This window comes from Micromonospora sp. SD19, from assembly GCF_054462275.1.
Genome location: NZ_JBTLMN010000013.1, coordinates 65,869 through 82,851, shown reverse-complemented (window position 1 = coordinate 82,851; position 16,983 = coordinate 65,869). Strand labels below are relative to the sequence as shown.

The 16,983-nt window shown below is 69.5% G+C and carries 18 protein-coding genes; 9 read left to right on the top strand and 9 right to left on the bottom strand.

Annotated elements, in window-relative coordinates:
• Positions 1 to 33: 33 nt before the first annotated feature.
• Positions 34 to 2,739, top strand: a complete 2,706-nt coding sequence (locus tag ACX27O_RS30175; RefSeq protein WP_030328720.1) for an MGH1-like glycoside hydrolase domain-containing protein — start codon at positions 34 to 36, stop codon at positions 2,737 to 2,739.
• A gap of 447 nt (positions 2,740 to 3,186) precedes the next feature.
• Here ACX27O_RS30175 and ACX27O_RS30170 read toward each other — a convergent pair whose 3' ends face one another.
• The 3 genes from ACX27O_RS30170 to ACX27O_RS30160 all read right to left on the bottom strand — a co-directional run bounded on the left by ACX27O_RS30170 (position 3,187) and on the right by ACX27O_RS30160 (position 5,042).
• The gene (locus ACX27O_RS30170) at positions 3,187 to 4,077 is read right to left on the bottom strand and encodes a hypothetical protein (RefSeq protein ID WP_210858824.1); all 891 of its coding nucleotides are present in this window, start codon (positions 4,075 to 4,077) and stop codon (positions 3,187 to 3,189) included.
• 164 nt (positions 4,078 to 4,241) lie between these two features.
• Complete coding sequence (locus ACX27O_RS30165) at positions 4,242 to 4,631, bottom strand: hypothetical protein (RefSeq protein WP_210858822.1); 390 nt, start codon at positions 4,629 to 4,631, stop codon at positions 4,242 to 4,244.
• Between the two features lie 27 nt (positions 4,632 to 4,658).
• Entirely contained in the window at positions 4,659 to 5,042 is a 384-nt protein-coding gene (locus ACX27O_RS30160; RefSeq protein ID WP_210858820.1) for a DoxX family protein, read from the bottom strand.
• Positions 5,043 to 5,133: 91 nt separating this feature from the next.
• Between ACX27O_RS30160 and ACX27O_RS30155 the strand changes: the two genes are divergently transcribed.
• Entirely contained in the window at positions 5,134 to 6,117 is a 984-nt protein-coding gene (locus ACX27O_RS30155; RefSeq protein WP_374224260.1) for an RNA polymerase sigma-70 factor, read from the top strand.
• Between the two features lie 32 nt (positions 6,118 to 6,149).
• Here the strand turns inward: ACX27O_RS30155 and ACX27O_RS30150 are convergent, their stop codons facing one another.
• Positions 6,150 to 7,352, bottom strand: a complete 1,203-nt coding sequence (locus tag ACX27O_RS30150) for a low temperature requirement protein A (protein ID WP_210865334.1) — start codon at positions 7,350 to 7,352, stop codon at positions 6,150 to 6,152.
• Positions 7,353 to 7,531: 179 nt separating this feature from the next.
• Here ACX27O_RS30150 and ACX27O_RS30145 point away from each other — a divergent pair, with 179 nt between their 5' ends.
• Together ACX27O_RS30145 and ACX27O_RS30140 are read left to right on the top strand one after the other, a co-directional pair.
• The gene (locus ACX27O_RS30145) at positions 7,532 to 8,110 is read left to right on the top strand and encodes a TetR/AcrR family transcriptional regulator (RefSeq protein ID WP_458940460.1); all 579 of its coding nucleotides are present in this window, start codon (positions 7,532 to 7,534) and stop codon (positions 8,108 to 8,110) included.
• 97 nt (positions 8,111 to 8,207) lie between these two features.
• Positions 8,208 to 8,918 (top strand): HAD family hydrolase, encoded by a 711-nt coding sequence (locus ACX27O_RS30140; RefSeq protein ID WP_030328703.1) that lies wholly within the window; start codon positions 8,208 to 8,210, stop codon positions 8,916 to 8,918.
• 250 nt (positions 8,919 to 9,168) lie between these two features.
• Here ACX27O_RS30140 and ACX27O_RS30135 read toward each other — a convergent pair whose 3' ends face one another.
• Positions 9,169 to 9,330: a hypothetical protein gene (locus ACX27O_RS30135; RefSeq protein ID WP_156057313.1), complete on the bottom strand. Its 162-nt coding sequence runs from the start codon at positions 9,328 to 9,330 to the stop codon at positions 9,169 to 9,171.
• On the opposite strand from ACX27O_RS30135, the gene ACX27O_RS30130 reads away from it, so the two are divergent.
• The gene (locus tag ACX27O_RS30130; RefSeq protein ID WP_458940459.1) at positions 9,329 to 10,114 is read left to right on the top strand and encodes a L,D-transpeptidase family protein; all 786 of its coding nucleotides are present in this window, start codon (positions 9,329 to 9,331) and stop codon (positions 10,112 to 10,114) included. The two genes, ACX27O_RS30135 and ACX27O_RS30130, sit on opposite strands and share 2 nt — an antisense overlap.
• Before the next feature lie 14 nt (positions 10,115 to 10,128).
• On the opposite strand, the gene ACX27O_RS30125 is transcribed toward ACX27O_RS30130, so the two are convergent.
• From ACX27O_RS30125 to ACX27O_RS30110, 4 genes are all read right to left on the bottom strand, one after another.
• Complete coding sequence (locus tag ACX27O_RS30125; RefSeq protein ID WP_030328699.1) at positions 10,129 to 10,404, bottom strand: hypothetical protein; 276 nt, start codon at positions 10,402 to 10,404, stop codon at positions 10,129 to 10,131.
• 47 nt (positions 10,405 to 10,451) lie between these two features.
• Positions 10,452 to 10,883 (bottom strand): RusA family crossover junction endodeoxyribonuclease, encoded by a 432-nt coding sequence (locus ACX27O_RS30120; RefSeq protein WP_030328697.1) that lies wholly within the window; start codon positions 10,881 to 10,883, stop codon positions 10,452 to 10,454.
• Positions 10,884 to 11,068: 185 nt separating this feature from the next.
• Entirely contained in the window at positions 11,069 to 11,773 is a 705-nt protein-coding gene (locus tag ACX27O_RS30115; RefSeq protein ID WP_458940458.1) for a VOC family protein, read from the bottom strand.
• A 118-nt stretch (positions 11,774 to 11,891) separates the two neighbouring features.
• On the bottom strand, positions 11,892 to 12,074 hold the full coding sequence (locus ACX27O_RS30110) for a DUF397 domain-containing protein (protein WP_210860512.1): 183 nt from the start codon (positions 12,072 to 12,074) through the stop codon (positions 11,892 to 11,894).
• A gap of 366 nt (positions 12,075 to 12,440) precedes the next feature.
• Here ACX27O_RS30110 and ACX27O_RS30105 point away from each other — a divergent pair, with 366 nt between their 5' ends.
• The 4 genes from ACX27O_RS30105 to ACX27O_RS30090 are packed head-to-tail and all read left to right on the top strand — an operon-like array spanning position 12,441 to position 16,835.
• On the top strand, positions 12,441 to 13,727 hold the full coding sequence (locus tag ACX27O_RS30105; protein WP_210860509.1) for an ABC transporter substrate-binding protein: 1,287 nt from the start codon (positions 12,441 to 12,443) through the stop codon (positions 13,725 to 13,727).
• A 55-nt stretch (positions 13,728 to 13,782) separates the two neighbouring features.
• Positions 13,783 to 14,778, top strand: a complete 996-nt coding sequence (locus ACX27O_RS30100) for a carbohydrate ABC transporter permease (RefSeq protein ID WP_307857794.1) — start codon at positions 13,783 to 13,785, stop codon at positions 14,776 to 14,778.
• A 1-nt stretch (position 14,779) separates the two neighbouring features.
• The gene (locus ACX27O_RS30095; protein WP_030328686.1) at positions 14,780 to 15,616 is read left to right on the top strand and encodes a carbohydrate ABC transporter permease; all 837 of its coding nucleotides are present in this window, start codon (positions 14,780 to 14,782) and stop codon (positions 15,614 to 15,616) included.
• 10 nt (positions 15,617 to 15,626) lie between these two features.
• A complete protein-coding gene (locus ACX27O_RS30090; RefSeq protein WP_030328684.1) occupies positions 15,627 to 16,835 on the top strand; it encodes an ABC transporter ATP-binding protein in 1,209 nt (402 codons plus the stop codon).
• The last annotated feature ends 148 nt before the right edge of the window (positions 16,836 to 16,983 follow it).

Genomic DNA, 16,983 nt, shown 5'->3' with positions numbered 1-16,983 from the left:
ACCGGCGGCAAGGTGTAACACGCCACGACGAGAATGGCCGCTGTGGTCAAGTACCGCGGCGACGTCAAAGATGTGCACGTGATCACTGACCGATCGTCCTCCGACGCCTCGCCACCCGACGCTGAGCGGCTCCGGCTCGCCCAGGCCGACTCGGGGGAGCAGGACTGGCGTGCATGGGGTCCCTATCTGTCCGAACGGGCGTGGGGGACGGTACGGGAGGACTACAGCGAGCACGGTACGGCCTGGGACTACTTCCCGCACGACCACGCGCGGTCCAGAGCCTACCGGTGGAATGAAGACGGGATGGCCGGCGTCTGCGACGACCGACAGACCTTCGCCTTCGCCCTCGCCCTCTGGAACGGCAAGGACCCGATCCTCAAGGAGCGGATGTTCGGCCTCGGCGGCGACGGCGGCAACCACGGCGAGGACGTCAAGGAGTACTGGTGGTACGAGGACTCCACGCCCACGCACTCCTGGATGCGCTGGCGCTACCACTACCCGCAGGCCGCCTTCCCGTACGACGAACTCGTCGCGGTGAACGCGTTGCGCGGCCGCGACGACACCGAGTACGAGCTGGTCGACACCGGGATCTTCGACGACGACCGGTACTGGGCGGTGACCGTCGACTACGCCAAGGCGTCCCCGACCGACCTCTGCATGGTGGTGACCGTCGCCAACCGGGGCGACCAGGCGGCGACCCTGCACGTCCTGCCCACCCTGTGGTTCCGTAACACCTGGTCCTGGGGCCTGCCCGGTGGCGACCGGATCCCCCGGCTCACCGGCCAGGGCACCCGGCTCGTCGGCGAGCACCGGGTGCTCGGGCAACTGCTGCTGGAGGGCGACGGCGGCCCCGTGCCGCTGCTCTGTGACAACGACACCAACGCCGAACGGCTGTGGGGCCTGCCCGGCCGGTCGAAGTACCCGAAGGACGGCATCAACGACCACGTCGTCAACGGCGCGGCCACCGTCAACCCGGCCCGGGAGGGCACCAAGGGTGCACTGCACTACGTGCTCGACGTGCCGGCCGGCGAGCAGCGCCAGATCCGGCTGCGGCTCACCCGTACCGCGTCGCCGCCGGCCGCCGCGCCGCCGCCCCCGGCCGACCTCAGCGAGGGCTTCGAGGCAGTGGTGTGGGCGCGACGGGCCGAGGCGAACCGGTTCTTCGCCGGGGTGATCCCGCCGGCCGCCACCCCCGACGAGGCGCTGGTCGCCCGGCAGGCCATCGCCGGGCTGATGTGGGGCAAGCAGTTCTACCACTTCGACGTCAAGCGGTGGCTGGAAGGCGACCCGGGTTCCACGCCGCCGGCCGGGCGTCGGCACGGGCGCAACAGCGCCTGGTGGCACATGACCAGCTTCGACGTCATCTCCATGCCCGACCCGTGGGAATACCCCTGGTACGCGGCCTGGGACCTGGCCTTCCACTGCGTGAGCATCGCCCGGGTCGACCCGAGCTTCGCCAAGGAGCAACTGCTGCTCCTGCTCCGCGAGTGGTACCTGCACCCCAACGGCCAGATCCCGGCGTACGAGTGGGCGTTCGGTGACGTGAACCCGCCGGTGCACGCCTGGGCGGCGCTGAAGGTGTTCGAGATCGACGGCAGCCGGGACCACGACTTCCTGGCCCGGGTGATGCACAAGCTGCTGATCAACTTCACCTGGTGGGTCAACCGCAAGGACACCGGCGGCAACAACGTCTTCGAGGGCGGTTTCCTCGGGCTCGACAACGTCGGGCCGTTCGACCGCTCGGCGGCGCTGCCGGTGGCCGGTGTGCTGGAACAGTCCGACGGCACCGGCTGGATGGGCATGTACGCCCTCAACCTGCTGGACATCGCGATCGTGCTCGCCGAACACGACCGGACCTGGGTGGACACCGCCACCAAGTTCTTCGAGCACTTCGCCTACATCGCCGCCGCCGCGTACGAGCAGGGGTTGTGGGACGAGGAGGACGCCTTCTTCTACGACGTGCTGCGCCTCGCCGACGGCACGAAGGTGCCGCTGAAGGTCCGTTCGGTGGTCGGATTGCTGCCGTTGGCCGCCACCACCCGGCTCACCGCGAAGACCCTGCACCGTCTGCCGGAGCTGGGCGCGCGGTTGCGCTGGTTCCTGACCAACCGCCCGGAGTACGCCCAGGTGATCGGCACCCGCCGGCTGGGCCCCGACGGCCGGCAGCAGCGGCTGTTGTCAATGGTCGGCCCGGAGCAGGTGGTCCGGCTGCTCGCCCGGATGCTCGACCCCGACGAGTTCCTCTCCGAGTTCGGCCTCCGTACGCTGTCCCGCGCGCACCTGGACAAGCCGTTCTCGGTCACCCTCGGCGGGCAGGAGTTCTCCGTCGGCTACGAGCCGGCCGAGTCGACCAGCGGGCTGTTCGGAGGCAACTCGAACTGGCGTGGTCCGATCTGGATGCCGACGAACTTCCTGCTGATCAGCGCGTTGCGGGACTACGCGGCGTTCTTCGGCGACGACCTCCAGGTGGAGTACCCGACCCGCTCCGGTGTGAAGCGCACCCTGGACGAGATCGCCGACGACCTCTCGGCCCGGCTGATCGCGCTCTTCACCCAGGATGACTGGGGTCGACGCCCGATCTACGGCGCCGCGCAGCTGTTTCAGACCCACCCGGACTGGCGGGACCTGATCGCCTTCCCGGAGTACTTCCACGGCGACAACGGCGCGGGCCTGGGTGCCTGGCACCAGACCGGCTGGACCGCCCTGGTGGCCGACCTGATCCTCACGTTGCGCCGCTGACGTCCCCCGCACCCGCCCGGCCCCCGGCCCGCCCGGCCCCGCCTGCCCGCCTGTCGCCTGCTCACCCCGCATCACCCACCTGCCGGCAAGATCTGCGCAACTTCTCGGATGTTGCTGTGTCAGGGGCTGCGGAGGCAGCAACATCAGGGATGTTGCACGGATCTTGCTGGGCCACCCGGCCTCAACCCCGCTGGCGTTGGGCATGATCGTGCTCGATCCATGATGTAGTGGTGTCGCTGGCGCCGGGAGGCCACTCGATCCAGGATCGAGCACGATCATGACGGGCGACGGGCGACGGGCGACGGGCGACGGGCGACGGGCGACGGGCGACGGGCGACGGGCGACGGGCGACGGGCGACCGGCGATCCGCGTCGGGGGGCCGCCAGGCGACACGCCCAGCGACCCCCGTCCACGGGTGCGTGCGGGCGCACCCCGTTCAGCTTGGGGCTACTCGGTGAGCACCTTCACGGTGTCGGCCAGCCCGTCGTTGCGGTTGATGCCGACGAAGAACTCGCTGCCGACGTGGGTGACATCTTCGATCTCGTCGGTCAGGTTGTTGCCCGGGATGCCGATGTCGCTCTCCACGTCGCCCCCGGACCAGTTGTACTGGTACACCCAGTTCCACCCGGTGGTGGGCGTTGAGGTGTTGATCGACTTGGTGTTCCAGATGTAGTTCTCGGAGCAGTCGATGCCCTGGTCCGAACGATTGTCGTGACTCGTCAGGTTGCTCTTGACCAGCGTCCAACCACTGGTGAGCGCGCCAGCGCCGGGATGGGTCCACAGACTGCCCAACCGGCGGGCCGCGTACTTGCCGGCTCCACCGGCAGCCGTCGCGCTGTAGCAGAGGCCGCTGATGTTGCCGATCGGCAGCCGCACCTCGCTGGTTGTGCCGATGGTTCCGTTGGCGTTCAGGCGAACGATTGTCACCTTGTCGCTCAGGAATGCGGACTGGCTTCCCTGGGTGGCGATCAAGGCAGGACCCTGCCCCAGATAGTTCGCGTTGTAGGCGAGGTCGTTGCCGTGGCCGAGTGTCGGGATGGAGGTGGGGGCACCGGCGCAGACCCAGCTGGCGCCGTCCCAGGTCGAGCCGTCACGAAGCCACCGGGACAGGACCGGCTCCGCGCCGGCCGCCTTCGTGAAGATGATGTAGAGCTGACCGCCCGGCCCCGCCACCATGCCCTGCATGACAGTACGGCCGGCCTTGCACGCACTGCTGTTCGGGATGTTCAGCCGTTCCGCGCCGCTCCGGTCGGTAGCGGCGGAGGCAGTAGCCGCCGGGGCGATGGCGATACCGACGGAGAGGGCGAGCACGGACGCGACGCTCGATAGTTTCTTCACGTGGCTGTGTCTCCTTGAGAGGTGAGGCGAGGCAGCTGGAGTCCCGTCGTCCTCGGGCGAGGGATCGATCATGCGTGATGATCTCGCTTCTCGCAGCTCGGGCACAAGTGTCGCCGCACCGACCCGCGTGCCGGATCGTCAGCCGGCGCGTCCTGTCGCGGCGCTCACCGATAGCCGATGTGGACGATCAGCTCGCCGTCTTCCGGGTGGGCCCCCACGTAGACAGACGCGGGGTCGAAGAGGGTCGGCGGCAGGATCAGCTCCTTGGAGAGACCCATCTCCCGTGCCAGGTCCGCTGAGGACTGGCCCGCCGCCGGCGCCACGGTGATCGTTCGCCAGCACCCACCGGAGGCGCATTCCATGCCCTCGTCGGTGACCTTTGCTCCGGCCGGCACCTGCGGCATCCGCGACGTCGGTGGCAACTCTCCCTCGGTCTTGAACATCTGCAACCACACGAAGGACAGAACCCACAGGCAGGACAGCAGGCCCAGCGTGACGGACACGGCCACCAGAGCGTGTTTCGTTCGTCTCCTCAGCGCGGTCCGCGAACTCATCGGGTGAGGGTAGCGGGACGAGGTCGGTCAGCCGGTGAAGGGCGAGGAGTCGAGACGGCCCCAGGCCACGAAGGCGGCGACCGCGAGGTAGGCCAGGTTCAGCACGATGAACCTGGCCTCGTCGTGACGCAGGTGGGTGATCATCGCGCCGACCATCAGCACCATCCAGCAGATGGCGGTCACCGGCACCAGCACCGGTGCGACGTCCAGTACGGCGGGCAGGATGAGACCGGCCGCGGCCAGGATTTCAAGGACCCCGAGGGTTTTGACGAAGCCGACGCTGGCACCGTCGGTCCACCCTCCGCCGTTGGCCGCCGCCAACTTCTCCTTGGGTACGAACGTCTTGGTGATGCCGCCGGCCAGGGCCAACGCGGCCAGCAGTCCGGCCGCGATCCACAGAGCCAGATTCATGAGATTTCCTCCTCGTCGGTTCGCACAGGAGACACCGCCGGCCGGTGCGCTGTGACAACCCGCCCCGAGTGACGAGGAGCACCGGCATCGGGTGTCACAGGAGGTGGGCGGCCGGTGTCTGGTGGGCGAGGCGGCCGAGATCGACGAGACTGGAGGACGCATGGATGCCGAGGGCGGAATCATCAGCGCGGACGGCAGCGGGCAGCCCGCTGTCGACGCGTTCGTTGCCCACCGAAACCTGCTCTTCACGGTCGCCTACGAGATGCTCGGCTCGGCCGCCGACGCGGAGGACGTACTCCAGGAGACCTGGCTGCGGTGGGCGGACGTGGATCTTCCGGCGGTGCGGGACCAGCGGTCCTACCTGGTCCGGATCACCACCCGGCTGTCGCTCAACCGGCTCCGGGCGGTCGGCCGGCGCAGGGAGTCCTACGTCGGCAGTTGGTTGCCGGAGCCACTGTTGACCGCGCCCGACGTCGCCGAGGACGTCGAACTCGCCGAGAGCGTCTCGATGGCGATGATGCTGGTGCTGGAGACACTCGCGCCGACCGAGCGTGCGGTGTTCGTCCTCCGCGAGGTCTTCGACCTGGCGTACGACGAGATCGCCGAGGCGGTCGACAAGAGCCCAGCCACCGTCCGTCAGATCGCGCACCGGGCACGAACGCACGTCGCGGCGCGCCGGCCCCGGGGGATGGTCTCCCCGGCGGACGCCCGGCGGGCGCTGGACGCGTTCCGGCGGGCCGTCGAGGTCGGCGACGTGCAGGGCCTGCTCGACGTTCTCGCGCCGGATGTCGTGCTCCTCGGCGACGGAGGCGGGATCAAACAGGCGCTGCTGCGGCCGGTCAGCGGGGCCGACAAGGTGGCCCGGCTGCTGGCCAGCAGGAAGGTCCAGGTGGCCGCCATGTCGCTGCGACCCGCCGAGGTCAACGGCTACCCGGCGTTGGTCCTCCGGTTCGACGGCGAGATCGACTCGGTGGTCACGCTGCGCGTCGACGACGGTGTGATCACCGCGCTCTACGCGGTGCGTAACCCGGAGAAGCTGTCCCACATGCGGCGGGCGACCACGCTGTGCCGTTGACGGCCGTTGACGGCCGTTGACGGCCGTTGCGGCTAGTACGGGGGAGCGGGTGTCTCCGCGGGACGGCGGCGTGAGCGTCGGGTGTCCGCCGCGGCGACGCCGAGCAGCACCACGGCGGCGACCGCGCCGGCGGTGAGCGGTTGGAGGTGCGGTGCCGCCGGTGCCAGCAGGCCGAGGGCCAGCAGGCCGGCCAGCCGGGACCGGGACACCCGGGCGAAGACCTGGTATTCGAGGGTGGAACGCCCGGTGAGGAAGAGCGCCGGGCCGCCGAGGATGGCGATGAGCCAGGCCGTCGGGAGGTGCCCGAGCGGTTCGGTGATGAACAACTCGAAGCCGACGCCGGTCAGCACGATTCCCGCGATCATGACCATGTGGGCGAACGCCATGCCGGTCGCCAGCCGCGCCGGGTCGCGGGAGCTGTCGACGGCCGCGCCCAACACTCCGCCCGCCACGTGGAAGTAGATCCGCCAGAGCAGGACGGTGCTCGCCAGCGCCAGGACGAACCCACCCGTCTGGTCGGTGTGGAACTCGCTGCCGCTGAAGGCGAGCCCGATGACGAAGATCGCCTCGCCGAGAGCGATGAGAAGGAACTGCTGGTACCGCTCGGCCAGGTGCTCGGCCGCGATCATCTGGACGCCGATCCGTCGCGCGCCGAGTCGGGGGGTCGGCCAGCCGAGGAAGAGCCCGGTGTAGTCGATCAGCACGGCGAGCGTCCAGAGTGCCCCGCGGACGGTGCCGTCGGTGACCAGCCCGCCGCCGACCCAGAGCGGTGTGCTCAGGCCGAACCAGAACAGGATCCGGATGGACTGGTGGGGATCCGGCCGGCCGTGCCCGGCGAGGTGGAAATACACCACCCGGCCGATCTGGAGGGTCACCAGGGTGATGGCGAAGAGGGAAGCCCGCGCGCCGAAGCCGTCGGGCACGGCGACGGCCATCGTCATGGCACCGACCAACGTCATGATGATGACGGTCTGGACGATCGGGGCGTCCGGGTCCAGCCAACTGGTCGACCAGACCGTCACCGACCAGACCGCCCAGAGCGCCAGGAACAGCAGCAGAGCCTGGCCGAGGCCCGCGTACACGCCGCGGTGGCCGTCGGTGAAGTCGACGATCAGCCGCGCGGAGATCCGGGTGAGGGCGAAGACGAAGACCAGGTCGAGGAAGAGTTCCAGGAAGGTCGCGCGCTGCCGGGTGGCGTCGTCGCGGAGCAGCCGGACGTCGCTGGCGCTCCTCATCGTCGCGCCACGCGTCGGTGCCCCCGTACGACCACGTGCCCTCCCGTCGTGGTGATCTCCTCACCTAACGAGCCAGGACGGCGGCGGTGGCACGGGACGGGAGGCGTCCGGCCAACCACAACAGTCACCAATCCGTCACCCGGCCGCTACGACGGGTGTGCGCCCTTACGCTCGGGTGCGTGCCCGGACCTGCCGAGAAGGCCGCTGAACAGGACCGGCGTGACCGCATCGTCACGGCCGCGCGGGAACTGGCCGAGACGGAGGGCTGGTCGGGGGTGACCACCCGACGACTCGCCGAACGGACCGCGATCGACATGGGTGACATCTACCGGCACTTCGCCGACCTGGAGGCGCTGATCGCCGCCGTCGCCGTGTGTGCCTTCGCCGATCTGGCCGCCGATCTGGCCGAGGCGCACGCGGAGAGCGTCGGCAGCCCCGACGGGGTCTGGCCGGCCGTCGCTACCGCGTACCTCGACTTCGCGTACACGAATCCTGAGGTCTATGACGCGATGCTCGCGCTGACCCCCGACCTGGCCCTCGGCGCGGATGGTGTGCCGGCCGCGCCACGGGCGGTCTTCGCGGAGCTGCGGGCGGCCCTGACCCCGCTGGCCGAGGGGCGGGACCCGGACACCCTCGCCGAGGTGGGTTGGAGCCTGTTGCACGGCGTGGTGATGCTCACCCGTGGTGGCCGGCTCCGACCCGAGGGGCAGGAGGACCGCGAGGCGTTGATCGCCCAACGGTTGCTGCGGTGGCCGTGACCACGCTCGCCGGGCGGAAAACCATGGGCTCTGCCGGGTGTCGGCCGCCTACCCTGTCCCTCGGCCTGCCGGGCGGTGGGCGCGGGGAGGGGATGGCATGACGGTCGGTGCGGGGGCACGGCGGGACGCGCAGGTGCTGATCTTCGACGCGGACGACACGTTGTGGGAGAACAACGTGGTCTTCGAGCGGGTGATCGACGACTTCCTGGGCTGGCTGGACCATCCCACCCTGGACCGGGCCGAGCTGCGGGCCGTCCTCGACGACATCGAACGGGCCAACGCGGTGGCGCACGGGTACGGCAGCAAGGTCTTCCTGCGCAGTCTGGCCGAGTGTCTGGAGCGGCTGCGCGAGCGACCGGCCACCGAAAGCGAACGCCAGGAGATCGACCGGTTGGCGGTGGCCCTCGTCGAGCACCAGGTGGAGCTGATGCCCGGGGTGGCCGACGCGCTCGACGACCTGGCCGGCCGGCACGAGCTGTTGCTGCTGACCAAGGGTGACCAGGAGGAGCAGCAACGCAAGCTGGACGCCTGCGGCCTGCTGCACCACTTCGGGGCCGCGCACATCGTCGCCGAGAAGAACGTCGACACGTATCGGTGGCTCACTCGGGAGCACGGCTTCGCGCCGGCCGGCGCGTGGATGATCGGCAACTCCCCGAAGTCCGACATCCTGCCGGCGCGGGCGGCCGGGTTGAACGCGGTGTTCATCCCGAACGCGAACACGTGGGTGCTGGAGGACGACGAGCTGGACCCGACCGACGACGGGGTGCTGCGGCTCGCCGCGTTCCGTGACCTGCTGCGGCACTTCTGACCGTCCGGGAATCCCAACAGCGTCCGCGATCATGGTCGTGTTACGCCGACCTGCCCGATTTTCACAGTGGGATAAGTCCTGCCCCCGGTCGTCCGACGCGGCTTGTCCGGCCGGTCGGAGCCCACCTAACCTGGTCCGGCGCTCACGGCCTTTCGGGGTGTGCCGGGGCGCGTCGGCGTTCGGCGGGTGAGCACCGTGGAGCTGAGTGCGGAGTGGGCCGGCTCACCCCGTTGTGGCGCGCGGCGTCGTGTCACGCCCGCGCGGCGGGTGCCGGAGCTGTCCGCTCCCCTGTCGGACGGCCGGGGGTCAGGGCCGGGTAGTTGCGGACCCGGTCCTGACCGCCCGCGAATTCGTCGACAGTGGCGCGTGGGGGCGGGCCGCCGGTCCGTTCGACTGTCAGGATGGCGGGCATGAAGCGCAGATCTTTCCTCCTCGGTGTGGCGGCAGGTCTGGCCGCCCCGACCGTGCTCGCCCCGGCCGCGCCCGCGATCGGTGCGGGCGGGCCGCTGCGGCCGGGCTGGGGCACGGACCCGACGCAGCGACAGTGGCCGGGGCGGCAGCGCCAGAACCGGGCCAGCGCGCTGACCACGCTGCCGACGGAGACGAAGCAGGTGATCATCGTCGGCGCGAGCAGCTACACCACCACCTACGCCACAGTGGAGATGTTCGTGCGGGCCCGCATCGGTTGGCAGCCGGTCTCGGCGCCGTTGCCCGCCCGGATCGGCTCGAAGGGCTTCAGCGACAACCACGTGGAGGGGGTGCCGACCACGCCGACCGGCGTCTACTCGATCGGTCAGACCATGTACGGCATCGCCGCCAACCCGGGCGTGCGATACCCCTACCACCGGTTGGTCAGCGGCGACTGGTGGAACGAGAACCCGTCGTCGTCGCTCTACAACACCTTCCAGCACAGTGCGACCAACCCGGGCGGGGCCAGCGAGGCACTGTGGCAGGAGGTTCCCGCGTACACGCACTTCGCGGTGATCACCTACAACATGGCGCCGAACGTGCCGAAGCCGGTGCCGAACAAGGGCAGCGGGATCTTCCTGCACCAGTTCAGCACCAGCGCCGGCAACGCCACTGCTGGTTGCGTCTCGCTCGCGCACGGGCACCTGGTAGCCGTGCTCAACTGGCTGAACCCGGCGCTGTCACCGCGCATCGTGCTCAGCCCGTACGCCCAGCTCGGCCGGTACTGACCGGCGCTGAGGGCTCAGTCGGCCTCGCGCCGGACGATCGCCACCGCCACCCGGCAGAACTCGTCCATGTCCGGGTTGAACCCGGCGGCGATGTCGGGGTGCAACCCGGAGCGGGTCTCCTCCAGCAGTCGCTGGCAGACCTGTTCCACCGGTTCGCCCGCGTAGTCGGCGCGGACCCGGTCGGTGGCCGCCTGAAGCGCCGAGGTGAGCTGCTCTTCCAGCGGGCCGCGCAGCTTCTGCTGCACAGGGTCGAGCCCGCGGGGGTCGAGCGTGACATGTGGCTCCGACATCGGTGCTCCCTTCGTCGGCGTCCGCGGTACCCCACCGCGAACGCCGGTCAAACCCCGTTCGGTACGGCGGCGACCCGCACCTGGTATGAGAAGTCCTCCGCCGGCTCCTCGTGGTACGACAACCGGCGGATCTGCCGGTCGTCGTCGTAGAGGGCGACGTCCACCAGGACGCCGAGGTGGGTGAGGCCGATGCTCGACACCCGCTTCTTGTCCTGCAACACCGCGCAGACGCCGCCGAGCAGGGTGCTGGCGTCGGACGTACGGTGCCCGGGCGGGCAGCGCAACACCAGGTCCACCTCGATCGGCCCGGGCAACGGCGTCCAGCCGGTGCGCTGGGCCGCGCCGAGGGCGGCCTGGAGCAGGGTGCGGACCCTCGTCGCCTGCCGATGCCCGGCGGCGAAGATGGACAACGCTTCGGTCTTGACCGGTGGCAGGCCGCTCACCTCGAATGTCAGGGCGAGAGCGCGGGTGTCCTGCACGACGGCACCTCCTCGTTGGGACGATCCTGCCGAACCGGGGGAGCGGCGGTGGGACGTTCCCGCGATTACCAACCGATCGGGCAGGCGTGGGTCGGCCGGAGGCGTGTCGACGGCGGCGGCGAACGCGCCGGCTGCGGCGCTAGGAAAACGCTAGCCGACGACGCCCGCGCCCGGTAGTCGGTCGTTCACCCGGTGCGCTCTGGTGCGAAGGCGCAGAACTCGTTGCCCTCCGGGTCGGCCAGCACCCACCACCAGTGCGCCTCGTCGAGCGGCTCCCGCAGCAGCGTCGCGCCCGCCGCGATCAGCGCCGTCGGCTCCGGGTCGGCCAACTCGACGTCCCAGTGCATGCGGTTCTTGACCGTCTTGGGCTCGCTCACCCCGTCGAAGACAAAGCGCTCCCAGGGCAGGCCCGCGGCCCCGAGCACCGCCGCTTCGGTCGGCCCGTACTCGACGGTGCCGCCGAGCACGCTGGCCCACCACATCGCCTGGGCGGCCGGGTCGAGCGCGTCCACCACCAGCTGGAACGGGCCCGGGTGGCTGTCGGCGTCGGCCGCGAGGGCACAGAACTCGTTGCCGTCGGGGTCGGCCAGCACCCACCGGCCGGCGTCGTCGTCCGGCTCGCGCACCAGCCGGGCGCCCTCCGCGAGCAGCGCCGCCGGGTCCGCGTCGGCCAACCGCAGATCCAGGTGTACGCGGGTCCGGCCGACCCGGGGCTCGGGCACCCTGTTCACCCAGATCGACTCGGCGTCCGAGCGCGCGGAGCGCGGGTCCACCCGGGTGTCGCCGTCACCGGCGTCAGCCACGTCACCGTCGAGTATCCGGGCCCAGAAGGCGCCGAGCGCCAGCGCGTCGTTGGCATCCAGACAGAGATCCTTGAAACGGGCCAGCATGGTTCCAGCATGCCTGGTCCGGGCGCGACTGCCGGCGGTCGCGAGACCTTTCAGAGTAGATCTTGGACAGTTTCCGTTCTGCCCGGACGGAAACTGTCCAAGATCTCCGAGTTCGCGTTCAGTGCTGCCTGGCGTAGGCGACGAACGCCTTCCAGGCTGCCGGGTCGACATGCAGAGTGCCGCCGTCGCGGTCCTTGGTGTCGCGCACCAGCACCACGTTCGGCAGATTGTCGGCGACTTCGACGCAGGCTCCACCGTTGCCGCCGGACCGGGTCGACTTGCGCCATTGGGGGGTCAGCATGCCCATGACTTCGCCACTTCCTTGATCAGCTCGGTTGACTGCCGGCGGGGGAGCGCCTCGTTCCGCACGGGAGCGCCGTCCCCGCGCGTGATCGACTCGGCTTTCAGAAAAGCGAGGCTTCCCTGGTGCGGTGATGGCCCGACTTTCAGGAAGTCGAGTTGATCACGCACCTGGTGGCGGCGCCGGCAGAGGCGGCCGGGCTCTCGCTCTGACAGCCAGGTTTCGCGGCTTCACGGCTGGGGCAGAGTAGCCGCTACAGAGCCTCCGCGCCGGCGTTTCCGCAGCTTGCCGGGTCGGAGTCGGCTCGCCGTGCGCCGGGGCACGGATGCCCTTCCCCGGTCTTTCGCCGAGGAGAGGGGGAGGGCGATGACGGACCCCGACACGGCTCGACACCGACGCCGGCCGGTTGTTCGGCTGGGCGCGGCGGCTGCCGCGCTGGCACTCGTCGCGCCGCTGGCCGCGTGCGGCGCCGACGACGCGGGTGGCCCACCGACGATCAACCTGTACTACCCGCCCGAGCAGAACCTGCAGAAGGTCGTCGACGACTGCAACGCGCAGGCCCAGGGGCGGTACGAGATCGCCTACCGGGTGCTGCCCCGGCAGGCCGACGACCAGCGGGTGCAGATGGTGCGCCGGCTCGCCGCCGAGGACAGCGGGATGGATCTGCTCGGGCTGGACGTCACCTGGACCCAGGAGTTCGCCAGCGCCGACTGGATCCGCGAGTGGACCGGCCAGGACAAGGCCGAGGTCGAGCAGGGCACCCTCGCCGGACCGCTGGCCACCGCCCGGTACGAGGACAAGCTGTACGCGGCACCGAAGAACACCAACGTCCAGCTGCTCTGGTACCGCAAGGACCTGGTGCCGCAGCCGCCGACCACCTGGGACCAGATGATCAGCGCCGCCCAGCAGCTCAAGGAGCAGGGCAAGCCGTACCAGGTGCTCACCATGGGCGCCCAGTACGAGGGCCTGGTCGTTCTCTACAACACCCTCGCCGAGAGCGCCGGCGGGAAGATCCTCAACGACGACGGTACGAAGGCCGTGATGGACCAGGGCACCGTCCGGGCGTTGGAGCAGCTGAAGAAGTTCGCCACGTCGGGCGTGACGTCGCCGTCGTTCAGCAACGCCACTGAGGACCCGGTCCGGCTGGAGTTCCAGTCCGGCGCCGGCGCGTTCCAGGTGAACTGGCCGTTCGTCTACCCGGCTTTGCAGGAGGCGAACCCGGAGCTGGCCAAGCAGGTCGGCTGGGCTCGGATCCCGGGCATCGACGACGGCACCCCCAGCAAGGTCACCATCGGTGGGGTCAACCTGGCGGTCAGCTCCTACTCCAAGCACCCCGAGCAGTCCTTCGAGGCGGCCCGGTGCATCCGCAGCGCCGAGCACCAGAAGTTCTCCGCCATCAACGACGGCGTACCGCCCACCATCGAGGCGGTCTTCGACGACCCGGAGATGACCGAGGCGTACCCGATGAAGGACACCATCCTGGAGGAGCTGAAGGAGCCGGCGACGCGTCCGCTGACCCCCGCCTACCAGAGCATCTCCACGGTGATGTCGGCGATCCTGTCGCCGCCGTCCGGGATCAGCCCGCAGCAGACCGCCGACGAGCTGCGCGACGCCATCGCCGACGCCCTCCAGTCGAAGGGGGTCCTGCCGTGAGCGCTCGGAGTGAGCCGGTTTTGCGAGCCCCGCAGTCGCGAGAAGAGGTGACGCCGTGAGCATCAACGCCACGCCCACCGGCGCCGATGTCGCCGCCGACGAGACCAGTGGCGCCACCGGCCGGCGCGCCACAGTGCCCGCCCAACGTGGCGGCCGTCGCAAGCCCCCACTGAGCGAGAACAAGAAAGCCGAACGCCGGCTCGGCCTGCTGCTCTGCGCGCCCGCCGCGCTGGTCATGATCGCGGTGACCGCGTACCCGATCATCTACTCGGTCTGGCTGTCGTTGCAGCGCTTCGACCTGCGCTTCCCCGATCAGCGTGAGTTCATCGGGTTGGAGAACTACGTCACGGTGCTCACCAACGAGTTCTGGTGGACCGCGTTCGGGGTGACCATGCTGATCACGGTGGTCACCGTGGCCGTCGAGCTGGTGCTCGGCATGGGCCTGGCGATCATCATGCACCGCACCCTGATCGGGCGCGGCCTGGTCCGGACCTCGGCGCTGATCCCGTACGGGATCGTCACGGTGGTCGCCGCGTTCTCCTGGCGGTACGCCTGGACGCCCGGCACCGGCTACCTGGCCAACCTGTTCAGCGACGGCGCGCCGCTGACCGAGCGGGCCAGCTCGCTGGCGATCATCATGCTCGCGGAGATCTGGAAGACCACCCCGTTCATGGCGCTGCTGCTGATGGCCGGGTTGGCGCTGGTGCCGGAGGACCTGCTCAAGGCGGCCTCCACCGACGGCGCGACCGCCTGGCAGAAGTTCACCAAGGTGATGCTGCCGGTGATGAAGCCGGCGATCCTTGTCGCGTTGCTGTTCCGCACCCTGGACGCGTTCCGGGTCTTCGACAACATCTTCGTGTTGACCGCCGGAGGCAACGAGACGTCGTCGGTGTCGATGCTCGCCTACAACAACCTGATCCGGGGCCTCAACCTCGGCATCGGCTCGACGATGTCGGTGCTGATCTTCATCACCGTGGCGATCATCGCGTTCGTCTTCGTGAAGCTGTTCGGCACCGCTGCCCCGGGTAGCGACGACGGAGAGAGGCGCTGACATGGCTGTCGAAACCACCACCCGGGCGAAGCTGCGCTGGGGTCTGCTCGACGTCCTCGTGGTCGTCTTCGCGCTGGTCCCGGTGCTGTGGATCGCGTCGCTGTCGTTCAAGACGCCGGCCACCCTCACCGACGGGAACTTCATCCCCCGGGAATGGACGCTCGACAACTACCGGACCATCTTCGACACCGACCAGTTCGTCCGGGCACTGATCAACTCGATCGGCATCGCGTTGATCGCCACGCTGATCGCTGTGGTGCTCGGTGCGATGGCCGCGTACGCGATCAGCCGGTTGGACTTCCCCGGCAAGAAGCTGCTGGTCGGCGTCTCCCTGCTGATCGCGATGTTCCCGCAGGTGTCACTGGTGTCGCCGCTGTTCGAGATCGAGCGGCAGCTGGGCCTGTTCGACACCTGGCCCGGGCTGATCCTGCCGTACATCACCTTCGCGCTGCCGCTGGCGATCTACACGCTGTCGGCGTTCTTCAAGCAGATCCCCTGGGACCTGGAGAAGGCCGCGAAGATGGACGGCGCCACCCAGGGGCAGGCGTTCCGGCGGGTGATCGCGCCGCTGGCCGCGCCCGGGTTGTTCACCACGGCGATCCTGGTCTTCATCTTCTGCTGGAACGACTTCCTGTTCGCCATCACGCTGACCTCCACCGAACGTGCCCGTACGGTGCCGGTCGCGCTGTCGTTCTTCACCGGCGAGTCGCAGTTCGAGGACCCCACCGGGGCGATCTGCGCCGCCGCAGTGGTGATCACCGTTCCGATCATCCTGTTCGTCCTCTTCTTCCAGCGTCGCATTGTGTCCGGTCTGACCTCCGGCGCAGTCAAGGGATAGGTGGAAAGTCATGGCTGACATCGTGCTGGACAAGGTGAGCAAGAGCTTCCCGGACGGGACCGTCGCCGTGCAGGACGTCGACCTGGAGATCGCCGACGGCGAGTTCGTGATCCTGGTCGGGCCGTCCGGCTGCGGGAAGTCCACCACCCTCAACATGATCGCCGGGCTGGAGGACATCAGCTCCGGTGAGCTGCGCATCGGCGGGCAGCGGGTCAACGACAAGGCTCCCCGGGACCGGGACATCGCCATGGTGTTCCAGTCGTACGCGCTCTACCCGAACATGACGGTGCGGGAGAACATGGCGTTCCCGCTGCGGCTGGCGAAGCTGGACAAGGAGACCATCAACCAGAAGGTCGACGAAGCGGCGAAGGTGCTGGAGCTGACCTCGCTGCTGGACCGCAAGCCGGCCAACCTCTCCGGTGGTCAGCGCCAGCGGGTGGCGATGGGCCGCGCCATCGTCCGCCAGCCGAAGGCGTTCCTGATGGACGAACCGTTGTCCAACCTCGACGCCAAGCTGCGGGTGCAGATGCGCACGGTGGTGTCCCGCCTGCAGAAGCAGCTCGGCACCACCACCGTCTACGTCACCCACGACCAGACCGAGGCGATGACCCTCGGCGACCGCGTGGTGATCATGCGGGGTGGCGCGGTACAGCAGGTCGGGCCACCGCAGGAGCTGTACGACCACCCCCGCAACCTCTTCGTGGCCGGCTTCATCGGCTCACCGTCGATGAACTTCCTGCACGCCGCCGTGCAGGACGGCGAGTTGCACACCGCCCTGGGGCAGGTGCCGCTCGGCGACCGTGTTCGCCGGGAGTTGGAGGCGGCCGACGCGCCCCGTGAGCTGATCCTCGGCATCCGGCCGGAGCACTTCGAGGACGCCGAACTGGTCGACGACGACACGCGTCGGCGGGGCATGGAGTTCGAGGCGCCGGTGGACATCGTCGAGTCGATGGGCTCGGACAAGTACGTCTACTTCACCGTCGAGGGTGAGAAGGCCAGCGCCGCCGAGTTGGAGGAGTTGGCCGCCGACGCGGGCGCCGCCGACTTCGCCGGTGCCGGCGGCAACCTGGTGACCCGGCTGTCCGCCGAGTCCCCGGTCGCCGAGGGGCAGACGCGGCGGGTCTGGTTCAACCTGGAGAAGATCCACCTGTTCGACCCGACCAACGGCCGCAACCTGACCCTGCACGAGGGTCGGGCCGCCGGCGCGCTCGCCGACTAGCCAGCTAGCCAGCTAGCGCCGATCTTGCAGTAACTGTTGTCGACATAGGTCGAACGCCCCTTATGTCGGGACAGAAAGTGCAAGATCGGCGCTGCCGGTGAGCGGGTAGGGCGCGGGGGTGGGAGGGTGGTTGCAGGTCACGTTTCGG